This is a genomic window from Enterococcus saigonensis, assembly GCF_011397115.1.
Lineage (GTDB): Bacteria > Bacillota > Bacilli > Lactobacillales > Enterococcaceae > Enterococcus_C > Enterococcus_C saigonensis.
In genome coordinates, this window is the sequence record NZ_AP022822.1 from 97,331 (window position 1) to 122,176 (window position 24,846).

General features: G+C 37.0%; 20 protein-coding genes and 1 riboswitch. Of the genes, 14 read left to right on the forward strand and 6 right to left on the reverse strand.

Annotation, left to right across the window (positions count from 1 at the left end; genetic code table 11):
• Positions 1–112: 112 nt before the first annotated feature.
• Positions 113–1,231 (forward strand): radical SAM/SPASM domain-containing protein, encoded by a 1,119-nt coding sequence (locus EsVE80_RS00440; RefSeq protein ID WP_173101968.1) that lies wholly within the window; start codon positions 113–115, stop codon positions 1,229–1,231.
• Positions 1,225–2,007 carry a sulfite exporter TauE/SafE family protein gene (locus EsVE80_RS00445; RefSeq protein ID WP_173101969.1) on the forward strand — a complete coding sequence of 261 codons (783 nt, stop codon included), beginning with the start codon at positions 1,225–1,227 and terminating at the stop codon, positions 2,005–2,007. Before EsVE80_RS00440 ends, EsVE80_RS00445 begins: the two co-directional genes overlap by 7 nt.
• A gap of 26 nt (positions 2,008–2,033) precedes the next feature.
• On the opposite strand, the gene EsVE80_RS00450 is transcribed toward EsVE80_RS00445, so the two are convergent.
• Positions 2,034–2,798, reverse strand: coding sequence for a formate/nitrite transporter family protein (locus tag EsVE80_RS00450; protein WP_173101970.1), 765 nt, complete (start codon positions 2,796–2,798; stop codon positions 2,034–2,036).
• Positions 2,799–2,881: 83 nt separating this feature from the next.
• Positions 2,882–4,906, reverse strand: coding sequence for a urocanate hydratase (locus EsVE80_RS00455; RefSeq protein ID WP_173104086.1), 2,025 nt, complete (start codon positions 4,904–4,906; stop codon positions 2,882–2,884).
• A gap of 216 nt (positions 4,907–5,122) precedes the next feature.
• Between EsVE80_RS00455 and hutI the strand changes: the two genes are divergently transcribed.
• Complete coding sequence (gene hutI, locus EsVE80_RS00460; protein ID WP_173101971.1) at positions 5,123–6,394, forward strand: imidazolonepropionase; 1,272 nt, start codon at positions 5,123–5,125, stop codon at positions 6,392–6,394.
• A gap of 161 nt (positions 6,395–6,555) precedes the next feature.
• Positions 6,556–9,627, forward strand: coding sequence for an AAA family ATPase (locus EsVE80_RS00465; RefSeq protein ID WP_173101972.1), 3,072 nt, complete (start codon positions 6,556–6,558; stop codon positions 9,625–9,627).
• Between the two features lie 206 nt (positions 9,628–9,833).
• Here EsVE80_RS00465 and glmL read toward each other — a convergent pair whose 3' ends face one another.
• Positions 9,834–11,222: a methylaspartate mutase accessory protein GlmL gene (gene glmL / locus EsVE80_RS00470; RefSeq protein ID WP_173101973.1), complete on the reverse strand. Its 1,389-nt coding sequence runs from the start codon at positions 11,220–11,222 to the stop codon at positions 9,834–9,836.
• 625 nt (positions 11,223–11,847) lie between these two features.
• Here glmL and ftcD point away from each other — a divergent pair.
• The 9 genes from ftcD to EsVE80_RS00515 all read left to right on the forward strand — a co-directional run bounded on the left by ftcD (position 11,848) and on the right by EsVE80_RS00515 (position 21,809).
• A complete protein-coding gene (gene ftcD, locus EsVE80_RS00475) occupies positions 11,848–12,747 on the forward strand; it encodes a glutamate formimidoyltransferase (protein ID WP_173101974.1) in 900 nt (299 codons plus the stop codon).
• A gap of 10 nt (positions 12,748–12,757) precedes the next feature.
• A complete protein-coding gene (locus EsVE80_RS00480) occupies positions 12,758–13,384 on the forward strand; it encodes a cyclodeaminase/cyclohydrolase family protein (RefSeq protein WP_173101975.1) in 627 nt (208 codons plus the stop codon).
• A gap of 35 nt (positions 13,385–13,419) precedes the next feature.
• Entirely contained in the window at positions 13,420–15,087 is a 1,668-nt protein-coding gene (locus EsVE80_RS00485) for a formate--tetrahydrofolate ligase (RefSeq protein WP_173101976.1), read from the forward strand.
• A 117-nt stretch (positions 15,088–15,204) separates the two neighbouring features.
• On the forward strand, positions 15,205–16,572 hold the full coding sequence (locus tag EsVE80_RS00490; protein ID WP_232061233.1) for an APC family permease: 1,368 nt from the start codon (positions 15,205–15,207) through the stop codon (positions 16,570–16,572).
• Between the two features lie 58 nt (positions 16,573–16,630).
• Entirely contained in the window at positions 16,631–18,214 is a 1,584-nt protein-coding gene (gene hutH, locus EsVE80_RS00495) for a histidine ammonia-lyase (RefSeq protein WP_232061302.1), read from the forward strand.
• 79 nt (positions 18,215–18,293) lie between these two features.
• Positions 18,294–19,169, forward strand: a complete 876-nt coding sequence (locus tag EsVE80_RS00500) for a YitT family protein (RefSeq protein WP_173101977.1) — start codon at positions 18,294–18,296, stop codon at positions 19,167–19,169.
• Positions 19,170–19,185: 16 nt separating this feature from the next.
• On the forward strand, positions 19,186–19,764 hold the full coding sequence (locus EsVE80_RS00505; protein WP_173101978.1) for a HutD/Ves family protein: 579 nt from the start codon (positions 19,186–19,188) through the stop codon (positions 19,762–19,764).
• Between the two features lie 5 nt (positions 19,765–19,769).
• Positions 19,770–19,867, forward strand: a riboswitch (THF riboswitch).
• A gap of 44 nt (positions 19,868–19,911) precedes the next feature.
• Positions 19,912–20,436: a folate family ECF transporter S component gene (locus tag EsVE80_RS00510; RefSeq protein ID WP_173101979.1), complete on the forward strand. Its 525-nt coding sequence runs from the start codon at positions 19,912–19,914 to the stop codon at positions 20,434–20,436.
• Between the two features lie 41 nt (positions 20,437–20,477).
• Positions 20,478–21,809, forward strand: coding sequence for a bifunctional folylpolyglutamate synthase/dihydrofolate synthase (locus EsVE80_RS00515; RefSeq protein ID WP_173101980.1), 1,332 nt, complete (start codon positions 20,478–20,480; stop codon positions 21,807–21,809).
• A gap of 143 nt (positions 21,810–21,952) precedes the next feature.
• On the opposite strand, the gene EsVE80_RS00520 is transcribed toward EsVE80_RS00515, so the two are convergent.
• The 3 genes from EsVE80_RS00520 to EsVE80_RS00525 all read right to left on the reverse strand — a co-directional run bounded on the left by EsVE80_RS00520 (position 21,953) and on the right by EsVE80_RS00525 (position 24,203).
• Positions 21,953–22,993, reverse strand: coding sequence for a DHH family phosphoesterase (locus tag EsVE80_RS00520; RefSeq protein WP_173101981.1), 1,041 nt, complete (start codon positions 22,991–22,993; stop codon positions 21,953–21,955).
• A 14-nt stretch (positions 22,994–23,007) separates the two neighbouring features.
• A complete protein-coding gene (locus EsVE80_RS13980; RefSeq protein ID WP_269474240.1) occupies positions 23,008–23,130 on the reverse strand; it encodes a hypothetical protein in 123 nt (40 codons plus the stop codon).
• Positions 23,131–23,216: 86 nt separating this feature from the next.
• Positions 23,217–24,203 (reverse strand): aldo/keto reductase, encoded by a 987-nt coding sequence (locus EsVE80_RS00525; RefSeq protein ID WP_173101982.1) that lies wholly within the window; start codon positions 24,201–24,203, stop codon positions 23,217–23,219.
• Positions 24,204–24,308: 105 nt separating this feature from the next.
• On the opposite strand from EsVE80_RS00525, the gene EsVE80_RS00530 reads away from it, so the two are divergent.
• The gene (locus EsVE80_RS00530; protein WP_173101983.1) at positions 24,309–24,743 is read left to right on the forward strand and encodes a MerR family transcriptional regulator; all 435 of its coding nucleotides are present in this window, start codon (positions 24,309–24,311) and stop codon (positions 24,741–24,743) included.
• The last annotated feature ends 103 nt before the right edge of the window (positions 24,744–24,846 follow it).

Here is a 24,846-nt window from a genome sequence, read left to right on the forward strand (position 1 = left end):
GGAATGCGGTATAGAAGATATTTTATAAATAGACTTTTAAAAAATAACAAGTAATTTACAAAATTTCTAAAGAATAGTATTCTTTTTAATAAGCTAGAAAGAAGGATTACGTGTGAAACATATTTCTGTTTTAATCAAACCAGCTTCTTCGCTGTGTAATTTGAGATGCAAATATTGTTTTTATGCTGATGTAAGTTCATTGAGAGAAGTTCGCTCCTATGGAAGAATGAAAAAAGAAGTTGCGGAAAAAATGATTAAAAACATCTTTTCAGATTTAGAAAATGGGGACGAATTAACACTTGCATTTCAGGGTGGAGAGCCCACGCTCGCTGGATTGAAATATTATGAAAACATTGTTCAATTAGTAAAACAGCAAGAAAAAAAAGTCTATGTGCATTATGCAATTCAAACAAATGGAATGCTAATTAACTTCGCGTGGTGTAAATTTTTTAAAGAAAATAACTTTCTTGTAGGACTATCCATCGATGGTCTACCACTATATCATAATCAAAATCGCGTAGATGTCAGAGGGAAAGGAACCTTTCAAAAAGTTTTACATACAAAGCGGCTATTTGATAAATTTGAAATTGAATACAATGTGTTATGCGTACTAACTAACCAATTAGCCAAAGAAGCGACAAAAGTATTTCATTTTTTAAAAAACGAATCAATTCGATTTGTTCAGTTTATCCCTTGCATGGATGATTTAGACGCAAAAGGAAATAGCTCCTATAGTTTAACACCCAAAAATTTTTCCATATTTTATAGAGAATTATTGCAATTATGGCTAAACGATTTAATAAGTGGTCACTACATCAGTATTAAATTATTTGATGACGTGGTGAATCTACTTGTTAACAAACAAATAACCGCATGTGGTATTTTAGGAAATTGTCAGATTCAGTACGTTATTGAAGCTGATGGCAGCGTCTATCCTTGTGATTTTTATGTTTTAGATGAATATCGGATGGGCTATATTCAAGAAGAAACCTTACGTGAACTATTTGAAAAAGAAAGTGCCGTTTCATTTATTTGTGCTCCTCGAAAACTAACTGATTTTTGCCAAAATTGCGAACTTAAGCGCATCTGTCAGGGAGGGTGTAAGCGTATGAAAGACGTTATGTATGTAGATAAAGAAAATAACATATGTGGGTATAAGGAATTGTTGGTGGAATTAATACCACAGATACCGCTGATTTTAAATGAAATGGGGAAATTAACGCTATGCTAATTGGAATTATTTATTTTATCGTAATTGTTTTTGCCAATACGATTGGGGCGGTGTCCGGCATGGGTGGTGGTGTTATTATTAAACCAGTGTTTGATCTGATAGCCCAAGATTCAGTCGCTGCAATTTCTTTTTATTCGACAGTGGCAGTTTTTACGATGTCGCTAGTCTCTACCTGGCGACAGATAAAAAATGGCGTTCATTTAAATTGGCAGTTGGTTGCCTTTATTTCCGGAGGCGCAGTGGCTGGTGGTATTTTAGGAAATTATATTTTTGAACTTTTATTATCTTGGTTAGCTGATGAAAGTTTTGTCCAACTAATTCAGATTGGGTTAACGATTATAACGTTGGTGTTTGCCTTTTTATATTCGCGTTTTGATTGGAAAAACTATCATTTTAATTCAGTACTAAGTTATTTTTTAGCAGGATTACTGTTAGGCTTTCTTGCGAGTTTACTGGGCATTGGCGGGGGCCCGATTAATGTTTCGCTGTTGATGCTATTATTTTCAATCCCAATTAAAGAAGCCACCGTTTACTCGCTTGCGACTATTTTTTTCTCACAACTTGCTAAAATTTTAACGATCACATTTAGTGTTGGTTTTGCACGTTACGACTTAACGATGTTGGCCTTTGTTATACCCGCAGCCATTTTAGGAGGACTGTTAGGTAGTAAACTAAGTAATATTTTGTCGCCCAAAAAAGTCACTTTTGTATTTCAATGTGTCATTTTACTAGTCTTAGTAATCAATCTTTATAACGGTTGGCAAGTGTTTGTATAAGAAAAAAACTAGGTCGCAAGTAAGACCTAGTTTTTTTTCTTATAACTGTAGTAATAAAGGCCCGAAACAAAAATGCTTCCGCCAACAATATTACCCAAATAAACAGGAACAAAGTTTGTTATAAAATTTTGCCAAGTGGCGCTACCTTCAAAAATGGAAGCAGGGATAACGAAGCAATTTGCGACACTATGCTGAAAACCGATAGCGACAAAAATCATGACAGGAAACCAAATGGCAACTATTTTACCAGCGGCGTCTTTAGCACCATAACAAAGCCATAACGCCAGACCAACAAACCAATTACAGCCAATGCCTGAAATAAAGGATTGAATAAAGCTGGCGTGAATTTTATGCTGTGCGACTTGGATAACTTGTGCTTGATAAATGCCTTCGTGTGTTAACCCGACGAGATGACCGAAAAAATAGGCGACAAAAATTCCCCCAATTACATTCCAACAGGTAATAAAAAGCCAATTGCCCACGAGTTCTTTTAATGAGACTTTCCTGGCGTAACAAGCCAGAGATACTGCCATCATATTCCCAGTAATCAATTCACCTCCAGCTAGTAAAATGACAATTAAGCCGATGGGAAAAACAGCAGCACCTAAAAGGGTTCCTAGACCCGAAAACTCTTTTGGAATCGGAGCAGAAATGCGAATGTAGGCTAAGTAGCCTAAAGAAATCATGGCACCGCCGATAAAGCCTAAAATTGCTTTGGCTAGGGGCGTTTTGTGAATTTTTTTGCTGCCATTTTGGATTGTTATTTCTAAAATTTCTTCTGGTGTAAACATGAGGGCACATCCTTTACATATTTATAAAAGAGGATGTTGATGATTGATCACCAACATCCTCTCTTTCAAAATTTTAAATGTTGCTAATTAAAAAGTTCTTGTAGTGCAGCATCCACTTTACTTTGGTCTGCTAAATAAGGAATGGTAATATGATCAGTCCCTTTGTTCATCTTATTGTATTCAATTGATGTTTCAATGGCATGATCATTTCGTGCCCAGCTACGTCGCGCCACACCGCCCATAGTGTCCCAGGCAATAGCAGATTTGATAATTTCATCTACCAATTCAGAACCATCTAAAACAAGACCAAAACCGCCATTAATTGATTTGCCAATTCCAACGCCGCCGCCGTTATGCAAAGCAATTAGCGACATGCCGCGCGCGGCGTTGCCGGCATAGCATTGTGTTGCCATATCAGCACAAACATTACTACCGTCTTTAATATTAGATGTTTCACGGAAAGGTGAATCTGTGCCAGAAACATCATGATGATCTCGTCCTAGCATAACTGGTCCAATTTTTCCTTCACGTACCAATTCATTGAATTTTAGTGCGATATTTACGCGTCCCATACAATCTTGGTAAAGAATGCGGGCTTGTGTGCCCACCACGAGCTGATTTTTTTCTGCATCGCGAATCCAATTATAGTTATCGCGGTCTTGGTAGCGGCGATTTGGATCAATCACTTCCATTGCGGCCTGGTCAGTTGCTACTAAATCTTCGTGGTTTCCACTCAAGCACACCCAACGAAATGGGCCATAGCCATAATCAAAAAGCATTGGTCCCATAATATCTTCTACGTAAGATGGCCAAATAAAACCGTCTTTATCATCAACACCATTTTTGGAAATTTCTTTTATACCGGAATCATAAATGGCTTTCATAAAAGAGTTGCCATAATCAAAGAAATAAGTTCCTTTAGCAACAAGGGATTTAATAACACGATAGTGACGTGCTAGCGTTTCATCTACGAGTTGCTGGAATTTTTTGCTATCTGTTGCTAGCAGCTCTGTTCGTTCTTCAAATGTAATTCCAGCTGGACAATAGCCACCATTGTAAACATTATGACAAGAAGTCTGGTCAGACAATAAATCAACGGGTATATTATTTTGATCAATGTATTCCAGTAGTTCGACGATATTTCCGTGATAGGCAATGGAGGTTTTTTCTTTTTTGGTTAAATACGCCGTTGCAATGTTTATAGCCTCTGCAGGCGTGGTGGCAAGATTTGAAATCCAGCCTTGTTCCAAACGGGTATCAATTCGAGAACGGTCAACTTCGGCGATGATCGCCACAGCATTGGCAATTTCGCCAGCCTTACCTTGAGCACCAGACATTCCCCCAAGACCAGAAGAAATGAATAGCTTTCCAGCTAAGTCGCCATCATCTGCAATCCCCAGTTTTAACCGTCCAGCATTTAAAAGGGTATTAAATGTCCCGTGTACAATTCCTTGTGGTCCAATATACATCCAGCCGCCTGCTGTCATTTGGCCATAATTGGTGACACCCATTTCTTCGGCAATTTCCCAATCATCAATATTATCGTATTCGCCAACGAGTAGGCCATTGGTAATAATTACCCGTGGTGCGTCTTTTTTAGACTTAAATAAACCTAATGGGTGCCCAGATTCTACTACCAATGTTTGTTCGTCTGTCATAATTTCAAGATACTTTTTAATCAAATGATATTGCATCCAGTTGGAACAAACTTGCCCTGTTTCACCGTACGTAACCAATTCATACGGGTAAAGAGCCACTGCAAAATCCAAATTATTGTCAATCATTACTTGCATGGCTTTAGCGGCGGTACAATTTCCTTTGTATGCGTCAATGGGTTTGCCATAGATGCGTTCTTTTGGATACCAGCGATAACCATAAATACGTCCCCGTGTTCGCAATTCTTCTAAAAATTCGGGGATCACAATCTCATGATATTTGGGATGAACATAACGCAAGGCATTTTTTAATGCCAGTTCGGTTTGTTCTTTGGTTAAACGAAAACCGCGGTCAGGAGCGCGCCGAATTCCTTCTTGAAAAATTGTTTTTTCTGGTAAAACGTCATCTAATTTTACCGTCATCGCTTGTTCGATGTCTTTTAAGTCGATCATCATGATTTCCTCCTTTGTATTCTCGTGGTGTGAATGAATGAAATGATTTCAAAGCTTTTACGCTTTTTAGTATATGTGAGCGGTGTCAACAAAGCGTCTATCGATTAAAAATTTTTATCAAAAAGTTTTTTGCTAAAAGTAATCTCGTGTTTGACTCCTATTTGACTATATTTTTTTATACTAGAAGTACGAATAAGATATAAAGGAGAAGAAAATATGAAAGCAGATAAAATTCTTAAAAATTTTAGTCAGATTTTTTGTCCAATTGATCAAGGAATTCCTTTACGCGGCGAACAAATGAGTGAAGCTGTGATTATAGAAGATGGCTATATTGCAATTAAAGATGGGAAAATTTTAGCTGTAGCAAAAGGCGATCCCGACGAAGCACTTATTGATGAGGAAACAGAAATTATTGATTATACCGGAAAATTAGCGACACCGGGCTTGATTGATTGCCATACCCATTTGGTTTATGGGGGCAGTCGCGAACATGAATTTTCACAAAAGTTAAACGGGGTGGCTTATTTAGATATTTTAGCACAAGGCGGAGGTATTTTAAGTACTGTGGAAGCGACAAGAAAAGCTTCTTTCAAAGAGCTTTATGATAAATCTGCTGCGTTGCTGGATAAAATGCTCATTCACGGGGTGACCACAGTAGAAGCCAAAAGTGGGTATGGTTTAAATTGGGAAACCGAAGAAAAGCAACTGCAAGTTGTTAAAAAACTAAATGAAGAACACGCGGTAGATTTGGTCTCTACCTTTATGGGTGCTCACGCTATCCCAGCGGAGTACAAAGGTCGCGCAAGTGAATTTATCGATTTTATTATTCATGATATGTTGCCGAAAGTAAAAGCAGAGAATTTAGCAGAGTTCTGTGATATTTTCTGTGAAAAAGGCGTCTTCACAGCCCAAGAATCTGAAAAACTATTGCAAGCTGCAAAAGATATGGGCTTTAAATTGCGAATCCACGCCGATGAGATTGCTACGATTGGCGGAGTGGACGTGGCAGCAAAATTAGGAGCTGTTAGTGCAGAACATCTAATGATGATTACCGATGAAGGCATCAAAAAATTAAGTGAAGCTCACGTTATTGGCAATTTATTGCCAGCCACTACTTTTAGTTTAATGGAAGATACGTATGCCCCAGCTAAAAAAATGATTGATCACGGAATGGCAATCACCTTAACCACCGATAGTAATCCAGGAAGTTGTCCGACGGCAAATTTACAGTTCATTATGCAACTGGGATGCTTTATGCAAAAATTAACGCCTATTCAAGTATTTAATGCCGTTACCATTAATGCAGCTTATTCTGTTTGTAGAGCAGATACAATCGGTAGCTTTGATAAAGGGAAAAATGCCGATATTGCAATTTTTGATGCACCTAATATTGATTTTCCGTTATACTTTTTTGCGACAAATTTAGTGGAAGCTGTTTATAAGGCAGGTAATTTAGTTATTTCACAGCGGCAATACAGCGTCAAATAATAGTCGGCTTCTTCGTTGTTCTCTCAAATTCTATTCTTAGAGTTTGAGAGTTTTTTATGCAGCACTTTTTAATTTTTTTGAAAGCGGTATCTTTCTGATGTCACTTCCTTTAAAATAAGGTTGGACAATTATGGCAATACTGGTTGAAAGAAGGTAACACTATGCCACATACATTATCGTTTGAATTACTAGGAACACCGACTATTAAAGTAGATGGTGAGACTAAAATCTTTTCCTTTTCAAAAATTAATGCCTTATTGTATTACATGGTGGTTAATAAGCAGATTAGTCGAGATGAGATAGCAGGTATTTTATGGCCCAGTAAAGACGAAAAAAGTGCCAAAAAGAATTTACGGAATACTATTTATCAGGCCAATCGCGGAATGGGTGGCGAGTTTATTGTATCGCCCAATAAAACAATTTTAACTTTCAACTGTGATGTGACTGTTGAAAGTGATACTTACCGGTTTGAAGAAGATGCCTATACGCATTTAGAAGAATATCGAGACGAATTTTTGAAAGGTTTTTATTTAAAAGATTCCGATTTATTTGATGCCTGGTTAGCCAAAATGCGTAATATGTATGAACATCAATTTATTGAATCTTGTTATCAAAAAGTTGCTGAGGATATTTCATTTCATGCAGTAGCAGATGTGGAAAAAAACATTCGTAAGTTAATTGCCATTGATGAATTTGATGAGCGAAACTATCAATTGTTGATGCGCTTTTATATTGAAAACCAGCGGAATGGTAAAGCCATTGAAACTTATTATGAACTCGCTGAAATTCTAAAAGTTGAACTGGGCATTGAACCAGGTGAAGAAACAAAACAGCTTTATCAGGAAACTTTGAAAATTGCGAACCAAAAACAAGGAGAACAACGAAAAAAAAGAGCTTATCATTTTTATGACCGAGCCAATGAAGTGGAGCGTCTGGAGTTAAATTTAGCCAATTTAAAACAAAAAAAACCATTTCAATCCCTATTAATTACAGGGGATTTAGGTGTAGGGAAATCGGCACTTTGTCAATTAGTGTTGGAAAACATTCAATATTCCTATGAATGCTTTAAAGTCACTTGTTACAAAGCAGAACAAAATCATTTTTTACGTCCTTTTCGCGAATTACTGCAACAATTGGTGACGGTTTTGCAGCAAGAAAAAATGGTAGATGTTACCCAATGGGAAGAGACGTTTAGTCGCCAATTTCCATTTTTCAAAGATTTAAAAGGCCAACAACTAATAGAAGAAATGTCACTTTCTAAACTCAATTTTTTAGCACAAAGTATCTCAGAAGCTTTGCAACAACTAGGTAAAAAACAACCGGTCGTTATTTTTATTGAAAATTTACAGTGGATGGATAAAGCCAGTCTTCAATTGTTAACTAGTTTAATTTTGCATAATCCACACCGCGACATTATTTTTGTGCTGACGCTGCAAACAGGGTATCGCAAAGAAATTTATGATTTTATCGCAAGTGTACGGCATTATGAAAAAATCATAACCCTGGAATTATTGCCGTTTAAAGACTTTGAGGTACGTGCTTTTTGTGAAAAACAACTACCCGATTACGATTTTCAAGCGACAACGCTGGATTTTATTGTAAAAGAATCAGAAGGGGTACCATTATATATCAATGAATATTTAAAACAGCTACAAGAAAGTAATACACTGGATATTTTAACACCCAAAATAAAAGATGAATTAAGTTTACAATTTGTGAACTTAACGCCTTTAGAATCGGAGTTAGTGGATTTCATTTCTTTCTTTCAAAAAGTTGCTCCCATGAGTTTATTAACAAAATTGGTGACAGCAGGCACTACTGAAATTTATGCAGCTTTAGATAATTTGAATAAACAAGGATTGTTGAAAGAAAATGTTTACCTCGACGAAGTTTGCTTTAGTTTTCATCATAAAAAAATGAAACAATACATTTATGCACAACAATCTGCGATGAAATTGCGCGTGATTCACGAAAAAATTGCCATTTTATTGGAACAGAAGTTAAATGAAGCCACAGAAAACAGTGAATTATTAGCAGCGATTGGGTATCACTATCGCCATGCGCATCAAGAGTTAAAGTCATTGGATTATGAATTGTCTCACCATCAAGCCTTTTTACGTATTCAACACGAATTATTTCCTATTTATCATCAGGAACACTTGTCCTCACAAGAAAGTGTCCGAAAAGCAGACCCTAATGAGTTAGAGAAATTTAAAGAGATTGGGGCCAGACTAAAAGAAATTGAAACACAATACGCCCAAGATAGTACGTATCAATTGTTACTGGTGAAATTTCTTTATTTGGAAGGACGTTACTTTATAAATTGTGGTGATTACAATCAAGGCTTGGAAAATATTCAACGTGTCATTGTCAAAGCCAAAGATTTCCATCTCACCACAGATTTATTGCGCGGCTATCGCCAGATGATTTATTATTATATTCAAACTGATAATGCGACAGATATGGCTCATTATATCGATTTGGCAATGGAAGTTGCCATCAGTGCGAACAACAATGAATCAATTGGGATTTTATTGCGATTAAAAGGCTTGTATCACTTAATGATTGGCGATTTAGATCAAGCAGAATCCCTATTTCAAGAATCAATTACGATTTTTAATATTGCCAATCGTTTTGATGAAAAATACAATAGTAATATTGCAGCGGCATATGATTATCTAGCTGAAATTCAACGGTTACGCTCCAATTATGACCAATCAATTAAATTGGAACAAAAGGCGATTAATCTATGTGAAGGTAATAATTTGATGACAAGTCTGGCTATTTTTTATGTAGATATGGGGATTACCTTATATGCAAAAAAAGACTACGATCAAGCAGAAAGCTATTTTTTAAAGGCAAATAAATTATTTGAAGTAACGTCTTCGCTTTGGAAACGTGTCCAACTCAATGCCTATTTAACCTTGATTTATTTGCATAAACAAGACTATCTTAAAGTAGTAGACTATATTGAAAAAACGATTAGCTATCAAAATCAATTAGCAAATCCGCGAGATAGTGGACTGGTTTATTTCATTAAAGCGTTGGTAAAAGAACAGTGTTTAAACACAGGTATAAAAAATATACAATTGGATCATCTTTTGACAGAAGATTTGTCCTATTATTTGACTAAAGCGATGGAAAATCTTAGTCAGTATCGGGATCGTTACGAATTGCAATTACTAAAGGAAACATTTCCAGATAAGGGAAGAAAAGAAATATCACACTTATAATATGATTTTTTAGGGCATCAAAGATCAGAAGGATTAAAGGATGTAAAAACGATGAAACAGATAGCTTTTGCTATCTGTTTTTGTCTTTTCATAAAGGATGAAGGTTAGAATAAACAGCAAAGGGATTCTTACAACTGAAGTAAATTTCATCTGTAAGAATCCTTTTGGCAGAGAAAATTTCCAGATACATGACAGGGAAAAAGGAGCTAAAGTTGCCGTAATCTTTTTTTCAAAATGGTAAGGGCAACTTCTGGATAATGTTGGCTTAAAAGTCCCATCGCAGCGAGTAAGTAATCTTGGTCTAGATACAAATTTGGGTGAACAGGTAATAGGGCGCTGCCGTTTTCCAAAAGTTCTGTTTGCAAAATAGCTTTAGGATTTTGGCTGTAAACCACCACACCGCCTGTTGCAATTAGGGTTTTAAATTGTTGCAAGTCTTTTCCTTGTTGATAATAAACGGTCCGATTTGGCGTTTGGAGTGCGCTTTTATTTCCAGCATGGCGTTTTAAGGCAAATGCGGCAGCAGCTTGGGCGAGAAATTGATCGTAATAGATTTCCCGGTCAGTTTTTGGTACAAAAATCGGGTGGGTACAGCGATACTGACAAGCTGCTTTTAAGGCAGCGCTATCTGTTGGTAAAAGTTCTTTTTTTACCGCGGTACTGGTAAATATTTGTGCGAGTAGACTTTCAGCCGAAGAACGCATACCTAAGTCTCCTTCAACGGTCCGTTTTAAATAAGGTTCGGCCAGGCCCTCAAAAAAAACATTGTCAGCTTTGGGCAATCCTTGGCCGACTGAGTGAACATCTGTCGTGGCCCCGCCAATATCTAAAATGATTAAATCCCCAAAACCAGAAGTAGTAAGAGTCCCTTCTTTCAAAAGTTTAGCAGCAGCTAAAACAGCAGTAGGAGTGGGAATAATTGGTGCGTTGCTGTGGGTGGCAACTTGTTGAATCCCTTTTGATTGGGTAATTTTTTTTAAAAAAACATTTTGCGCTACTTGACGTACAGGGACTGGATTTAAGGTGTTAACTTGAGGCATGACATTTTCAGTAAAATAGATATTTTTCCTTTGCTTCAAAATTACCGCCAATTTGTTATAAGCCGCTTCATTTCCAGCGACGATAATTGCGATACTTGGTGGTAGCTGTGTGAGTAATTTGGCGTTTTGACAAATAATTTCGTGATTACCGCCATTGGAACCACCTGTTAATAAAACGACATCAGGTCTTAACTGGTAAATTTCGTGGATATTTGCTGGGGTGAGACGGTAACAAAATGTTTTCAAAATACGACTTCCTGCACCTAAAGCTGCTCTTTTAGCCGCTTCTGTCGTTAAACTTTGCGTTAATCCAATTGCAACCATTTTGAAACCACCCCAAGCAGAAGAACAAAAATATTCTTCAACGTCACGCACACTAGTCTGTTCTATATCTTTTAAGACAGCCGCTTTTCCTTTTTGATAGCAAAGCATGAGGTCGGTTTGGCTAGTGGTAGGCAAACTGACTGTATTAACAATCAGTCTTTTGTTAGGATCAACTAACGTTAGTTTTGTATATGTGCTACCAAAGTCAATTAATAAGATAAGTTTTTGCATAAATGACACCTTCTTTAATGGCTAAAGTTTGTTATAAATAAAAAAATTTGCAGGAAAATAATTAGTTTTTTTTAATCTTACTATATAAAAAACGCCACTTAACGACTATTAAACGTCAAAACGCTTTTTTAACAAAGACAAGTAAAGTTTTATATTTTGCTTTTTCACAAGTATCCTTTTTAAAACTTCTGTACAAAGAGCATAAATAACAGCGGTTGGACAAAAGGATGAAACAGGGATGTCTCAAAATATTCTTTAGGTTTGTGACTGCTTTAAGCAGTTGGATTGAGCACACGCTAACTTTAGTTTAAAAAAGACAGTCAAAAAAAGGTCAAATGAAAAAAATGACAAAAAATAAGATTGAATAGTTTGGCTGTTTTCAATAAAAAAAACAGCTCTGACTTTTATGAAAAAATTATAAAAAGCGTGTTTTAGCGATATTTGCAAGCAGTTTGAAAGAGTGATAAGCTGATTTTGGCAAATGAAAGCGGTGTCAAAAATCTTGTGATAATAAAAGATAAAGTAGGAAAAATAACATGTGTTAAGTTGAGCATAGGGCAGTAAAGTAACAAAAGAATAAATGAACGTAAATTCGTTCAAATTATATAAGAAGGAGCGTTTTACCATGGCAAAATTAATTGAATGTATTCCAAACTTTAGTGAAGGTCGAGATCAAAGCGTAATTGAAGGTCTGGTGAAGACTGCCAAAAATGTTAGCGGGGTTACATTATTGGACTACTCTTCTGATTCCTCTCATAATCGTAGTGTTTTTACTTTAGTAGGGGATGAAAAAGGTATTCAAGAAGTTGCGTTTCAATTGGTGAAATTCGCCAGCGAAAACATTGATATGACAAAACATCACGGAGAACATCCTCGAATGGGAGCCACCGATGTTGTGCCTTTTGTACCAATTAAAGACGTAACGATGGCAGAATGTATCACGATTTCTAAAGAGGTTGCCAAACGAATTAACGAAGAATTACACATTCCTATTTTCTTATATGAAGATTCTGCTACGACCCCTGAGCGAAAGAATTTAGCAAAAGTTCGTAAAGGACAGTTTGAAAAAATGCCAGAAAAATTATTGGAAGAGCAGTGGGCGCCTGATTTTGGCGAACGCAAAATTCATCCTACTGCGGGTGTAACTGCTGTGGGAGCAAGAATGCCGCTAGTGGCTTTTAATGTTAACCTTGACACTGATAATATTGAAATCGCCAATAAAATCGCGAAAATTGTCCGCGGATCTTCTGGTGGTTGGAAATATTGTAAAGGAATTGGCGTCATGTTAGAAGGGCGTAACATTGCCCAAGTATCTATGAACATGGTGAATTTTGAAAAAACTCCGTTATATCGTGTTTTTGAAACCATTCGCTTTGAAGCAAAACGCTATGGTGTTTCAATTATTGGCAGTGAAGTAATTGGCTTAACTCCAGCTAAAGCCTTGATTGATTGCGCAGATTATTACTTACAAATTGAAGAATTTGATTATGATAAACAAGTTTTAGAAAATCATTTACTAAATTAGGAGGATTACTATGAAACTCGTTGAGATGCAACTAAATGAATTTGTGAAAATCTTAGGTTCTAATGCACCAGCACCAGGAGGCGGTTCTGCTTCGGCTTTAGCAGCGGCCCAAGGAATTGCACTAACAAAAATGGTGACAGAACTGACAATTGGCAAAAAGAAATATGCGGAATTTGAAGTAGAGATGAAAGATTTACAAGAAAAAGCTGCAGTGTTGCAAGAGGAATTGCTAGTGGCGATTGATGAAGATACTGTCGCTTTTAATCAGGTTTCGGCTGTTTTTGAAATGCCAAAAAATACCGAAGAAGAAAAAAAAGAACGCCAAAAAGCAATGCAAAATGCACTGCAAGGCGCTGCAATGACACCATTTAAAATGATGGAAAAAATTGTTGCCGCACTAGAGCTCACACAAAAAGCTATCGGGAAGTCAAATACTAATGCAGCGAGTGATCTAGGTGTAGCCGCACTAAATTTAAAAGCAGCCTTACAAGGAGCTTGGCTAAATGTTTTGATTAATCTTTCAAGCATTGAAGATGATGCTTTTGTTTTGCAATACAAACGCGATGGAAAAGAGTTGGTCACCAAAGGCAGTACATTAGCAGATACAATTTATCAAAAAATCATTGAAATTATTTGATGCTTAAATTTTGTTTGAAGAAAGGAAGTTTTTACATGGTCTTATCAGATATCGAGATTGCCAATTCAGTCACCATGAAACCAATTGAAGAAATTGCCGAGTCAATTGGTATCGATAAAGAAGATTTGTCCCTTTATGGCAAATACAAAGCAAAAATCAGCAATATTAAAGAATTAGATGGAAAAGACAACGGCAAATTAATTTTAGTAACGGCGATTACACCTACCCCAGCTGGTGAAGGGAAAACAACAACATCCGTGGGATTAGTCGACGCTTTAACTGCAATTGGAAAAAAAGCTGTGATTGCTTTACGGGAGCCTTCTTTAGGACCAGTTTTTGGTGTAAAAGGTGGTGCTGCTGGTGGGGGCTATGCCCAAGTAGTCCCAATGGAAGACATCAATTTACATTTTACCGGAGATTTTCATGCCATTGGTGCAGCCAATAATTTATTAGCAGCTTTATTGGACAATCATATTCATCAAGGAAACACGTTACAAATCGACTCGCGTAAGATTACATGGAAACGCGTTGTTGATATGAATGATCGACAATTACGACACATCGTCGACGGCTTGCAAGGTCGCGTAAACGGTGTTCCTCGGGAAGATGGCTTTGATATTACCGTAGCTTCTGAAATTATGGCTATTTTATGTTTGGCAAATGATATTACCGACTTGAAAAACAAATTGCGTAACATTATTGTGGCATATAATTTTGACGGTGAACCTGTCACCGCAGGAGATTTAAAAGCTGAAGGCGCTTTAACCGCATTATTAAAAGATGCTATTCAACCTAATATCGTCCAAACCTTAGAACATGCACCAGCCTTTATTCATGGTGGTCCATTTGCAAATATCGCTCATGGTTGTAACAGTGTATTAGCAACAAAATTGGCGTTAAAATACGCAGATTATGCCGTAACAGAAGCTGGTTTTGGGGCAGATCTTGGAGCAGAAAAATTTATTGATATTAAATGCCGTTTAGCTAATTTAAAACCAGATGCTGTCGTTTTAGTTGCTACGATTCGTGCTTTAAAAATGCATGGTGGTGTTAAAAAGAATGAATTAGGCACTGAAAATGTCGCTGCAGTAATGGATGGAATTCCCAATTTAGCTAAGCACTTGAAAAATATTACGGAAGTTTATGGGATGCCAACAGTTGTTGCAATCAACAAGTTTCCAACAGACACACCAGCAGAAATAGCAGCAGTAGAAGAAGCCTGTGAAAAATTAGGCGTCTCCGTTGTCTTATCTGATGTCTGGGGCAAAGGAAGTGAAGGTGGTAAAGAATTAGCAGAAAAAGTTGTCGCATTAGCAGAGGAGCCTAATCATTTCAGTTATGTTTATGATTTAGAAGATTCTATTGAGGACAAATTAAATAAAATTGTGCAAAAAGTATATGGCGGCAAAGGTGTAGAACTAGCTCCAAGTGCGAAAAAAGGACTAAAGGAATTAGAACGACTTGGTTTTGGAAATTATCCAATATGTATGGCCAAAACACAATATTCCTTTTCTGATGATGCTACATTAATCGGGGCACCAAAAGACTTTACAGTGACCATTCGCAATTTAAAAGTTTCTGCTGGTGCGGGCTTTATCGTAGCTTTGACAGGAGCGGTGATGACAATGCCAGGTTTACCGAAATCTCCTGCTGCCGAAAGAATTGATGTCGACGCAAAAGGTAATATTACCGGTTTGTTCTAGCTATTGGAAGATTAGATAGGGAGTTTTTATCTCCCTATCTAAATCAGATGTGATTCAAAGTAGTTTTTTTTACCTAATTGAAAGCGCTTTAAAAATATAAAATAAGAGGTGAATAAAATGCAAAAAGACGTAGAAATCCCAGAAGTTTCGGATGTGAAAGACGTTGATTCCGCTGAACTGGCAGAAAATGAGAATGCAAAGTTTAGTTTGGGCGGAGCTACTTTATATGGTATTAATGCCGTGATTGGTTCGGGAATTTTTCTTTTGCCCCGTACAATCTACCAAGATTTAGGACCCGCTTCATTAGTCGCCATGTTACTAGATGCCGTCTTGGTTTTGATGTTGGCCGTATGCTTTGCCGAAGTTGCGGGCTATTTTAATAAAAATGGCGGTGCATTCCAGTATTCAAAAACAGCTTTTGGTGATTTTATCGGCTTTAATGTGGGTGTTCTAGGCTGGTTTGTAACCATTATCGCCTGGGCTGCGATGGCGGCTGGTTTTGCCAAGTTATTAATTCAGACTTTTCCAGCTTTAGAAGGGAAAAATACGTTAATCAGCATTTGTCTTGTCATTTTTCTATCAGTTATCAATAGCATGGGGATCAAAACCTCCAAAATTTTTACCATCGTTATTACAATTGCAAAATTAATTCCGATTATTGCGTTTACGTTGATTGCAATTTTCTTTATTAAAAGTGGGATTAATGGTGGCAATTTCACACCATTTTTGCAATTAAATCCAGATTTAACGCTATCAAAAGCGATGGCTTCCACCTCGCTTACTGTTTTTTATGCTTTTATCGGTTTTGAAGCTTTGCCAGTGGTTGCAGGTGAAATGCGAAACGCCAAAAAAAACGTACCAAAAGCCATTATTGGTTCTATCAGTATTGTTTCATTGCTTTATTTTATGATTATTGCCGGTACAATTGCGATGCTTGGAACAGGCATCTTACAAAGTAATGCACCAGTTCAAGATGCTTTTGTCAAAATGATTGGACCAGCAGGTAAATGGATTATTTCCATCGGTGCTTTAATTTCTATTGCAGGCTTAAACATGGGGGATTCCTTAATGATTCCTCGTTACGGTGCTTCTATTGCCGATGAGGGCTTGTTACCAAAAGTTATTGCTAAGAAAAATAAAAAGAATGCACCTATTATCGCCATTATTTTTTCTGGATTATTAACGATTGCCTTTTTGTTAAGCGGCTCTTTTGAGCAGTTGGCAGAATTATCTGTTGTCTTTCGTTTCTTCCAATATATTCCAACCGCATTGGCTGTTATTTGGTTACGAAAAAAAGACATGGACAATGTCCCAGCATTCAAATTACCTTTTGGTCCGGTAATACCAATAATTTCGATTATCGTTAGTATTTGGATGGTAGCCGCGGCAAATCCAATCAACTTAGTAGCCGGTGTTGTTGGCGTTGTTGTGGCGAGTATCTTATATGTCATTTTGAACAAAAATAAAATGAAACAAGCAAATTAAGTTTGTCTTGGCTTGGAAAATTCAATCAAACCAAGAGATTAAAAAGTGAGGGAAAATGATGAATACTTTAATGAAAGATCAAACACAAAATTTTGATAAATCTGCTGTAATTGTTTTGGATGGTGCAAGTTTAACATTAGAAGACGTTATCGCAGTTGCACGGCATCATGTACGCTGTGAAATTGCCGAAAGTGCCAAAGAAGCGGTGATTGAATCCCGTAAAATCGTTGACAAAATCGTTGAAGAAAGGCGTGTTGTTTACGGTGTGAATACTGGTTTTGGCTCATTGTGTAACGTCAGCATTTCAAAAGACGATACCGTGCAGTTGCAAGAAAATTTGATTCGTACCCACTCTTCTGGTTATGGCGATCCGTTTTCTGAAGACATCGTGCGGGCCATTATGTTAATTCGGGTAAACTCATTAATTAAAGGGTATTCAGGAATTCGCTTAAGTACCGTTGAAAGTTTATTAGCCATGTTAAATGCTGGGGTACACCCACATATTCCAGAAAAAGGTTCACTGGGGGCATCTGGTGACTTGGCACCATTAGCACACATGGTTTTACCGTTATTAGGACTAGGAAAAGCTTATTACAACGGTGTTTTATATTCTGGTAAAGAAGCAATGGAAAAAGCTGGACTAGAAATTATTCAACTCAGTGCTAAAGAAGGGTTGGCTTTTATTAACGGGACAACGGTTTTAAATGCTGTCGGTGCGTTAGCCACCTATGATGCGATCCAATTATTAAAACTTTCAGATATCGCCGGAGCGCTTTCTTTAGAAGTTCATGATGGCATTTCGAGTCCTTTTGAAGAAGATTTGCATACGATTCGTCCGCAAAGTGGACAATTGGCAACGGCCCGTAATATTCGCCGCTTAATTGCAGACAGCCAATATATCACACAAGCAACCCCAGACCATGTACAAGATCCGTATACCTTGCGTTGTATGCCACAAATTCATGGCGCAAGTAAAGACTCGATTGCATATGTGAAAGAAAAAGTAGAAATTGAAATTAATTCCGTGACAGACAATCCGATTATTACTAGAAACGGCGAAGTTATTTCAGGGGGGAATTTCCATGGGGAACCATTGGCCCAACCCTTTGATTTCCTAGGAATTGCCGCAGCAGAAATCGGGAACGTTTCAGAACGTCGCGTAGAGCGTCTAGTGAATCGTCAGTTAAGCAAACTGCCATCTTTCTTAGTGAAACACCCGGGGCTAAATTCTGGATTTATGATTACGCAATATGCGTGTGCGTCTTTAGTTTCTGAAAATAAAATTTTGGCACATCCAGCAAGTGTGGATTCTATTCCATCTTGTGAAAATCAAGAAGACTTTGTCAGCATGGGGACAACAGCAGCTCGCACAGCTTTAGAAATTGTCAAAAATTCTCGTCGCGTCGTAGCCACAGAAATTATGGCTGCCTGTCAAGCATTGGATATTAAAGGCTATCAAAGTGGCCTTGGAAAAGGAACAAAAGCTGCCTATGATGCTTTTAGACGCGAAGTTTCCTTTATTGAACACGATAAAGATATTGAAATGTACGATGAATTGAACAAAGCAACGGCTGTTTTAGAAAATGGCGACTTCTTAAAAGAAGTCGAAAACAAAGTTGCATTGGATTTACAATTTAACTAATGTTGTCATAGGCCAGTTTGAAAGTGTTTAATCCGTTAGTAGATACTTCACTTTATAAAAAAGGAATGTTATGTAAGTCATGACACACTTCAAGAAAAGAGAAATCTGGCAAGATATGGTGACAAAATTAACGGTTATCTTAATTTATGCCTTCTTATATTCCTTGGCGCTGAATATCTTTTGGCAGCCAGGGAATATTTATGCAGGAGGACTTACTGGGATTGCCCAGATTTTGGCAACCGTCTTTGCCAAAAATCAGATTGCGTTGCCCATTTCCATTATTTATTACCTTTTAAACGTCCCGATGTTCATTTTGGCATGGTTTAAAATCAATCGCAAATTTGTGTTATATACCATTCTTTGTGTATCGGCGGCTTCTTTTGCAATACACATTGTCCCAAGCACGACGCTGACAACAGATCCTATTATTTGTGCGATATTTGGCGGGGCCATTAATGGTTTTTCATTAGGCTTAGCTTTAAAATATGGTCTTTCAACAGGTGGAATGGATGCGTTAATTATCACAATCAGACAAATGACCGGGCGCAGTATTGGCGTTATTTCCATTATTTTAAACGGCATTATTGTTTTAATTGCTGGGTATTTATTTGGCTGGCCGTATGCGTTTTATAGTGTACTGTCCATTTTCGTTAGTGGCAAAGTGACTGATTTGGTTTATGTGAAACATAAAAAAGTACAGGTAACAATCATTACGCAAAAACCAAATGAAGTAATTCCTGCTTTGCAAGAAAAACTTAGTCGTGGGATTACAATTATTCCCCATGCATTAGGTGCCTATAATCAAGAAACACAAACTATTTTGATTTTAATTATTACCACTTATGAAATGGAAATTTTAGATCAAATTATGAAAGAAGTCGATCCTAAGGCTTTTGTTAGCGTGACACAAGATATTAAAATTCTTAGTCAATTTGAGGAACTAGATATTGTTTAGCAGGAGGTGATAGCTGGTGTTTGAAAAGAAAGGAAACCAAGACTATGTTACACGTGCTTGGTCAGGTGGCCAAACTACTGAAATTTTAATCGCGCCAGAGGATAGTTGTTTGACAAAGCGAAACTTTGATTTTCGACTTTCAACCGCAACGGTCGCCAGTAAAACCACTGAATTCTCCGATTTTACCGGCTATGAACGTTTTATTATGTCTTTGGATGCACCAATTACGTTGCAACACCAAAATATCATGATCCCGCTTCAGCCTTTTGAAATCTATCGGTTTGACGGTGGTACTACGATGCAAAGTCACGGCAAATGCCAAGACTTCAATGTGATTTTTAAAAAGAAGTATCAGGTTAGTGTAACGGTACTACAAAATAATGAAACAGTTGTACTTTTTACCAAAGGACAGAGTATTTTATATGCTTTACAGACTATTAAAGTAGAGGTATCTGCTTTAGAAACAGTGGCTGAAGTTTTACTCCAAAAAGGAGAGTCACTAGTTTTAAAAGGACAAAAACAGCTACACGTAATAAGTCAAAAAACGTCTTTTTCTCGCAACAAAGTCGCAGTCTTGACACAAATAAAAGAATAGAAAAAAACAGAGTAGAAGATAGAGCGTTAAGTGTCAAAAGGATGGGATGTTGCCTTTTGGACGAAGAAGTGAACTTCACGATTTTATCTTTGCATTCGCTGCATAAATATATTGTGTGGCAGCTCTATTTAAGGAGATGCACGAAAAATGTTAAAGAAAAAAATAGATGCACATTTTATTGCAACAATGGGATTATTAATTGGTTTAATGGTCGTTTTGTCCCAAGTTTTAGGTTTTGAAACGCAATTATTAAAAATTACGTTTGATTTTATACCAGAAGTTGTGATGGCAAGTTTGTTTGGGCCTTTTTGGACGGCAGTAGGTGCCGCTGTTGCTGATATTATTGGCAACACATTATTAGGCAAGGCTCCGTTTTTTATTGGCTTTACCTTAAATTCGTTTATTGCAGGGGGGATTTATGGCTATTTCTTTTATAAAAAGCCCATTACTATTAAAAATGCTTTCTTGTGTGTCTTGTGTAATACCTTACTTATCAGCTTATGTTTAACCCCGATTTGGTTATCTATGATGTATAAAATACCATTAACTGATGCTAAACTTTGGAGCATCCGATTACTAAAAGCAGTTATTATGCTTCCTGTGCAAACGGGACTAATCGTATTTTTTGGCAATGCCTTACCGTTTAAACGCTTAGCGAAGAATCTAGTTTAAAAAGTTTAAGAAGATTCTATTTCAGATGGAGATGATTTAAGATGTTTGCAACAGGAGATGAAGCAGTGGCATGGATTCATTCTCGTAAAAAATTTGGTTCCCGCCCAGGATTGACACGTGTCAAAGCATTACTGCGTTTATGTGGCAATCCTGAAAGAACGATTAACGGTATACACATTGCTGGAACAAATGGAAAAGGTTCAACCGTCACATATTTGCGCTGTCTTTTAGAGACGCAAGGCGTAACTGTCGGGACCTTTACATCACCTTATGTTGAAAGTTTTTACGAACGAATTTCGATTGCTGGTAAAGCAATACCAGTTAACGATTTTGTGAAACTAGCCAATAAATTTCAACCCTATGTAGCGCAGATGGATGAGCAGACTTCTTATCAAGGAATAACGGAATTTGAAATTTTAACTGCAATGGCTTTTTATTATTTCAAAAAACGCGTAGACGTTGCTATTTTTGAGGCGGGGATTGGAGGATTGCTAGATAGCACCAACGTCTTTACTCCGATGTTGACGGCTATTACAACAATTGGATTGGATCATACAGATATTTTAGGAGAAACAAAAGAAGCAATTGCCAAGCAAAAAGCAGGTATTATAAAAAATAAAGTTCCCATTGTAACAGGGAAGATTGAACCTGAAGCCTTAGAAGTAATTCGAAAAACAGCGTTAACACAAAGTGCACCTTTTTTTTCACTTAAAGAGGATTATCAGGTAATATACAGCTCACAAAATGACCAAAGAGGAGAAATTTTCACTTTCAAAAATAAAAATTATTATTTTGAAAATCTAACTGTTCCGCTTTTAGGAAAGTACCAAGTTGAAAATGCTGCTATTGCTATACAATTGTTCTTATTATACTGTCAAAAACAAAAAAAACAGGTTTCAAAAGATGCGCTAGTTTCGGGATTAAAAACAGCCTTTTGGCCTGGTCGGATGGAGCAAATTTCTACGAAGCCTAGGATTATAATAGACGGGGCACATAATCCCCATGCGATAAAAGAATTTGTAAAAACTCTCCAAACAGAATTTTCAAAGGGGACCAATTATATTTTATTTTCGGCGCTTACAACTAAAAATATCAATGAAATGCTAAATCAGATTCAGCAAATTCCTAATAGTCAACTTGCCATAACTACCTTTGAATATCCTCGGGCTTTAAAACAAGAGGATTGTGGTCAGTTTCATTTGACGTATTATCCTGACTGGCAAGATGGAATACAGGAGCTGATAGTAAAAATGCAACCAGAAGATACGCTATTTATTACGGGTTCTCTTTATTTTATCTCTCAAGTTCGAACGTCTTTTTTTAAAGATACTAAAGAGTTGATTAGCCCAAAAGTAGCTTTATTAGCGTATTGATTTTTTAGTCAGGACTAAGGATAGATTTTTCTAAGAGAGTGTATGAAAAAATTAGGATATTAAAACAAAACTAAAAAAACTCTTTTTCTTTTTTCGCGTCACTTTGGCTGGGAAAACAAGAAAAAGAGTTTTTTTTATTCGTCTTAGCGTGTAATGTCTAAAAATAAACGTAATGCGTTATCTGGATTTTCACTATCTGAAATAAAGTATTGAATTTCAGCAAAGGCGCCACCGGAAGCACGCTTGTGTCCGCCACCGTTAAAGTAACGTGCAGCAAGTAAAGACAAGTCGATATCGTCATTGTTGGTACGTAAAGAGACGCCTTTGCCATTTAGCACCAAGCTAAAATCAACTTCTTTTTTTGTTTCCGGATGTTCTAAACGTGCTAATGCATTTCCTAAAACAGAAGTGTATTGTTCGCCAAATGTGTAGGCGAAAGTTTTGCCAGCTAAGACACCAAATTGGGCTTTTAGCGTTTTACTACGAACATAATCTGCTTCTTTTTCTTTTAATGCCGCAATAATTTCGCTGTAGTCAGAAAGTAAAGTGAGGCCAGTTGCCATTATGCTTCCCATCAGCTCAATGCGTTTTTCCCAACTGTAGAAATAAAATAGATTGTTGAACTCCGCTGCGGCTTCTTTATAAGCTGCATTTGGATTCAGTTGCCAATCCCAACAGTCATAACAGCGAATAATATCGGCAACATTAGCTAGTCGTTGCCATAATTTATCTTGGAATAGTTCTGTAGGCATTTTCCCAACTAAAACTTTAAATAACACACTCGTAGCGGAATGTTTCAAATTCGTCGTTTCATCTGCCACAATAATTGAAGCATTTTCCGGATAGTTTTGGTTAACGTGAACAGAGGTGATATGGTGATCAAAAATATGCCAGGTAATTTTATTTTCAGTACAATACGTCGCCAATTGGTCAATTACTTCATCTGATGGGCAAATATCAGTAATGTAAAGCTCAGTTATCGCAGCGTCATTAGTTTTTATAAAGTTTAAAACGTGTTTGTCAATTGTACCGTCTGCGCCAGGTTCAGAATAGCCAACTGGCAAATAATTTTCTGCTACATAGCCCTTTTGTTCTTGCAAAATGGCTTGTAATAACAAAGCGGAGCCCACACCATCTAAGTCTGTATGGGAAAATTGTTTAATTAAAGTTTTTCTATCTTCCATGTTTTGCCTACTTTCTAATTAACGGGTAGTCTTGTTTGTTTTTTCGTATGTTCAGATAAACGCACAGAAATAATAGCAAAATACGTTACTGCTTCTTCTGAAAAACAAATTTTTTCACTACGTTTGGTTTGATCCATGCAACGTAATACTACACCATGAATCATTTATTTAATAGTGACAAGAAAAAAACCACCCGATATTTTCTTTTCGGGTGGTCGTTTTTTTATCCTAAAATTTCATCAATTAAAGATAATTCTGCTGGCGAAAAAATTGTATTTTCCAACGCTTTTAAATTATCTTCCAATTGGCTGACACGAGAGGCTCCGATTAAGACACTAGCAACGGTAGGTTGACGTAAATTCCAGGCCAATGCCATTTCTGCTAAGGTTTGTCCGCGCGTTTTGGCAAGGTCGTTTAATCTTTGGACTTTACTTAATGTTGCTTCAACTTGTTCAGAAGATAAAAAGGGACTGTCAGAACGTTTTGCCCGAGAATCAGCTGGAATACCATTTAAATAGCGATTTGTTAGTAAACCTTGAGCTAGTGGACTAAAGACGATGGCACCTAATCCTTCATCGGCTAAAACATCGGTTAGTCCTTCTTCAATCTTACGATTAAACATGTTGTAAGGTGGCTGATGGATAATAAATGGGGTATGCCATTCTTTAAAAATCTTTGCAATTGCAGCTGTTTCTTCTGGTGAATAATTCGAAACGCCTACGTATAATGCTTTTCCTTGCCTTACTAATAAATCTAGTGCGTGGGCAGTTTCTTCTAACGGCGTATCAGGATCTGGGCGATGATGATAAAAAATATCGAAGTAATCTAAGCCTGTTCGTTTGAGACTTTGATCACAGCTTGCGATGAGATTCTTTTTTGAACCCCATTCGCCATAAGGGCCAGGCCACATGTAATATCCTGCTTTAGAAGAGACAATAATTTCATCGCGATAAGGTGCAAAGTCTTCGGCGAAAATTTTGCCAAAGTTTTTTTCCGCAGAGCCTGCAGGAGGACCGTAATTATTTGCCAAATCAAAGTGGGTGATACCATTATCAAAAGCAGCCTGCATAATTTTGCGTTGGTTAGCCAAAACATCGACATCCCCAAAGTTATGCCAAAAACCTAACGAAATTTCCGGCAATTTTAATCCAGATTTTCCCACTCGTTGATACGTCATTTTTTCATAACGGTGTTCATTAGCGTGATACATGAAAAAACCTCACTTTCTGTTTTCCAAAATACTATTGTTAGGGTTTTCTTTACATAGCATACCACTTAAAGTAGACTTCAAGTAAATACTTTTTTGGAGGAAGTTATGCCAGTCACTACAAAAAAATATAGTATCCAAGAAATCAGTCGGCAATTGGCTATTCCAGCATCGACATTGCGCTATTATGAAAAACAAGGACTCTTGCAAAATGTACATCGTGCTGGCAAACATCGCCTTTACACAACCGAACACATTGATCGACTAGGAGCAATTCAATGTTTTAAAAAAACAGGAATGTCGTTAAAGCAGATTAAAGATTTTTTTTACCACGAGGATGTTACAAAAGATTCAGCTGCACTGGTCTTTTTATTAGAAAATCAATGTGAAGCCGTCAAAAAGCAAATAGCAGAGTTGGAAGAAAATAAAGCACAAGTAGAGCGCAAATTACAATTTTATACTGCTAAAATCACAGCCCAACAAGACTCTTTCGGTTGGACTGATTTTGAAGAAGCTGAAAGAAAAGAGGCTGGGAAATTATGATTTCCCAGCCTCTTTTAGGCGTATCTTTCGAGTTATTTTTATGCCTACGTTACAATAAGTCTAAGAAGAAGCTGGAGCAAAAAGTGCATCAGTTATTTTTTTA

Bases quoted from the DNA above. Each gene is read 5' to 3' on its own strand.
- EsVE80_RS00490 (WP_232061233.1), top strand. From the start codon at position 15,205: ATGCAAAAAGACGTAGAAATCCCAGAAGTTTCGGATGTGAAAGACGTT.
- EsVE80_RS13980 (WP_269474240.1), bottom strand. From the start codon at position 23,130: ATGGATCAAACCAAACGTAGTGAAAAAATTTGTTTTTCAGAAGAAGCA.
- hutH (WP_232061302.1), top strand. From the start codon at position 16,631: ATGAATACTTTAATGAAAGATCAAACACAAAATTTTGATAAATCTGCT.
- EsVE80_RS00515 (WP_173101980.1), top strand. From the start codon at position 20,478: ATGTTTGCAACAGGAGATGAAGCAGTGGCATGGATTCATTCTCGTAAA.
- EsVE80_RS00510 (WP_173101979.1), top strand. From the start codon at position 19,912: ATGTTAAAGAAAAAAATAGATGCACATTTTATTGCAACAATGGGATTA.
- EsVE80_RS00450 (WP_173101970.1), bottom strand. From the start codon at position 2,798: ATGTTTACACCAGAAGAAATTTTAGAAATAACAATCCAAAATGGCAGC.
- EsVE80_RS00520 (WP_173101981.1), bottom strand. From the start codon at position 22,993: ATGGAAGATAGAAAAACTTTAATTAAACAATTTTCCCATACAGACTTA.
- EsVE80_RS00485 (WP_173101976.1), top strand. From the start codon at position 13,420: ATGGTCTTATCAGATATCGAGATTGCCAATTCAGTCACCATGAAACCA.
- glmL (WP_173101973.1), bottom strand. From the start codon at position 11,222: ATGCAAAAACTTATCTTATTAATTGACTTTGGTAGCACATATACAAAA.
- EsVE80_RS00530 (WP_173101983.1), top strand. From the start codon at position 24,309: ATGCCAGTCACTACAAAAAAATATAGTATCCAAGAAATCAGTCGGCAA.
- ftcD (WP_173101974.1), top strand. From the start codon at position 11,848: ATGGCAAAATTAATTGAATGTATTCCAAACTTTAGTGAAGGTCGAGAT.
- EsVE80_RS00480 (WP_173101975.1), top strand. From the start codon at position 12,758: ATGAAACTCGTTGAGATGCAACTAAATGAATTTGTGAAAATCTTAGGT.
- EsVE80_RS00525 (WP_173101982.1), bottom strand. From the start codon at position 24,203: ATGTATCACGCTAATGAACACCGTTATGAAAAAATGACGTATCAACGA.
- hutI (WP_173101971.1), top strand. From the start codon at position 5,123: ATGAAAGCAGATAAAATTCTTAAAAATTTTAGTCAGATTTTTTGTCCA.
- EsVE80_RS00500 (WP_173101977.1), top strand. From the start codon at position 18,294: ATGACACACTTCAAGAAAAGAGAAATCTGGCAAGATATGGTGACAAAA.
- EsVE80_RS00465 (WP_173101972.1), top strand. From the start codon at position 6,556: ATGCCACATACATTATCGTTTGAATTACTAGGAACACCGACTATTAAA.
- EsVE80_RS00455 (WP_173104086.1), bottom strand. From the start codon at position 4,906: ATGATCGACTTAAAAGACATCGAACAAGCGATGACGGTAAAATTAGAT.
- EsVE80_RS00445 (WP_173101969.1), top strand. From the start codon at position 1,225: ATGCTAATTGGAATTATTTATTTTATCGTAATTGTTTTTGCCAATACG.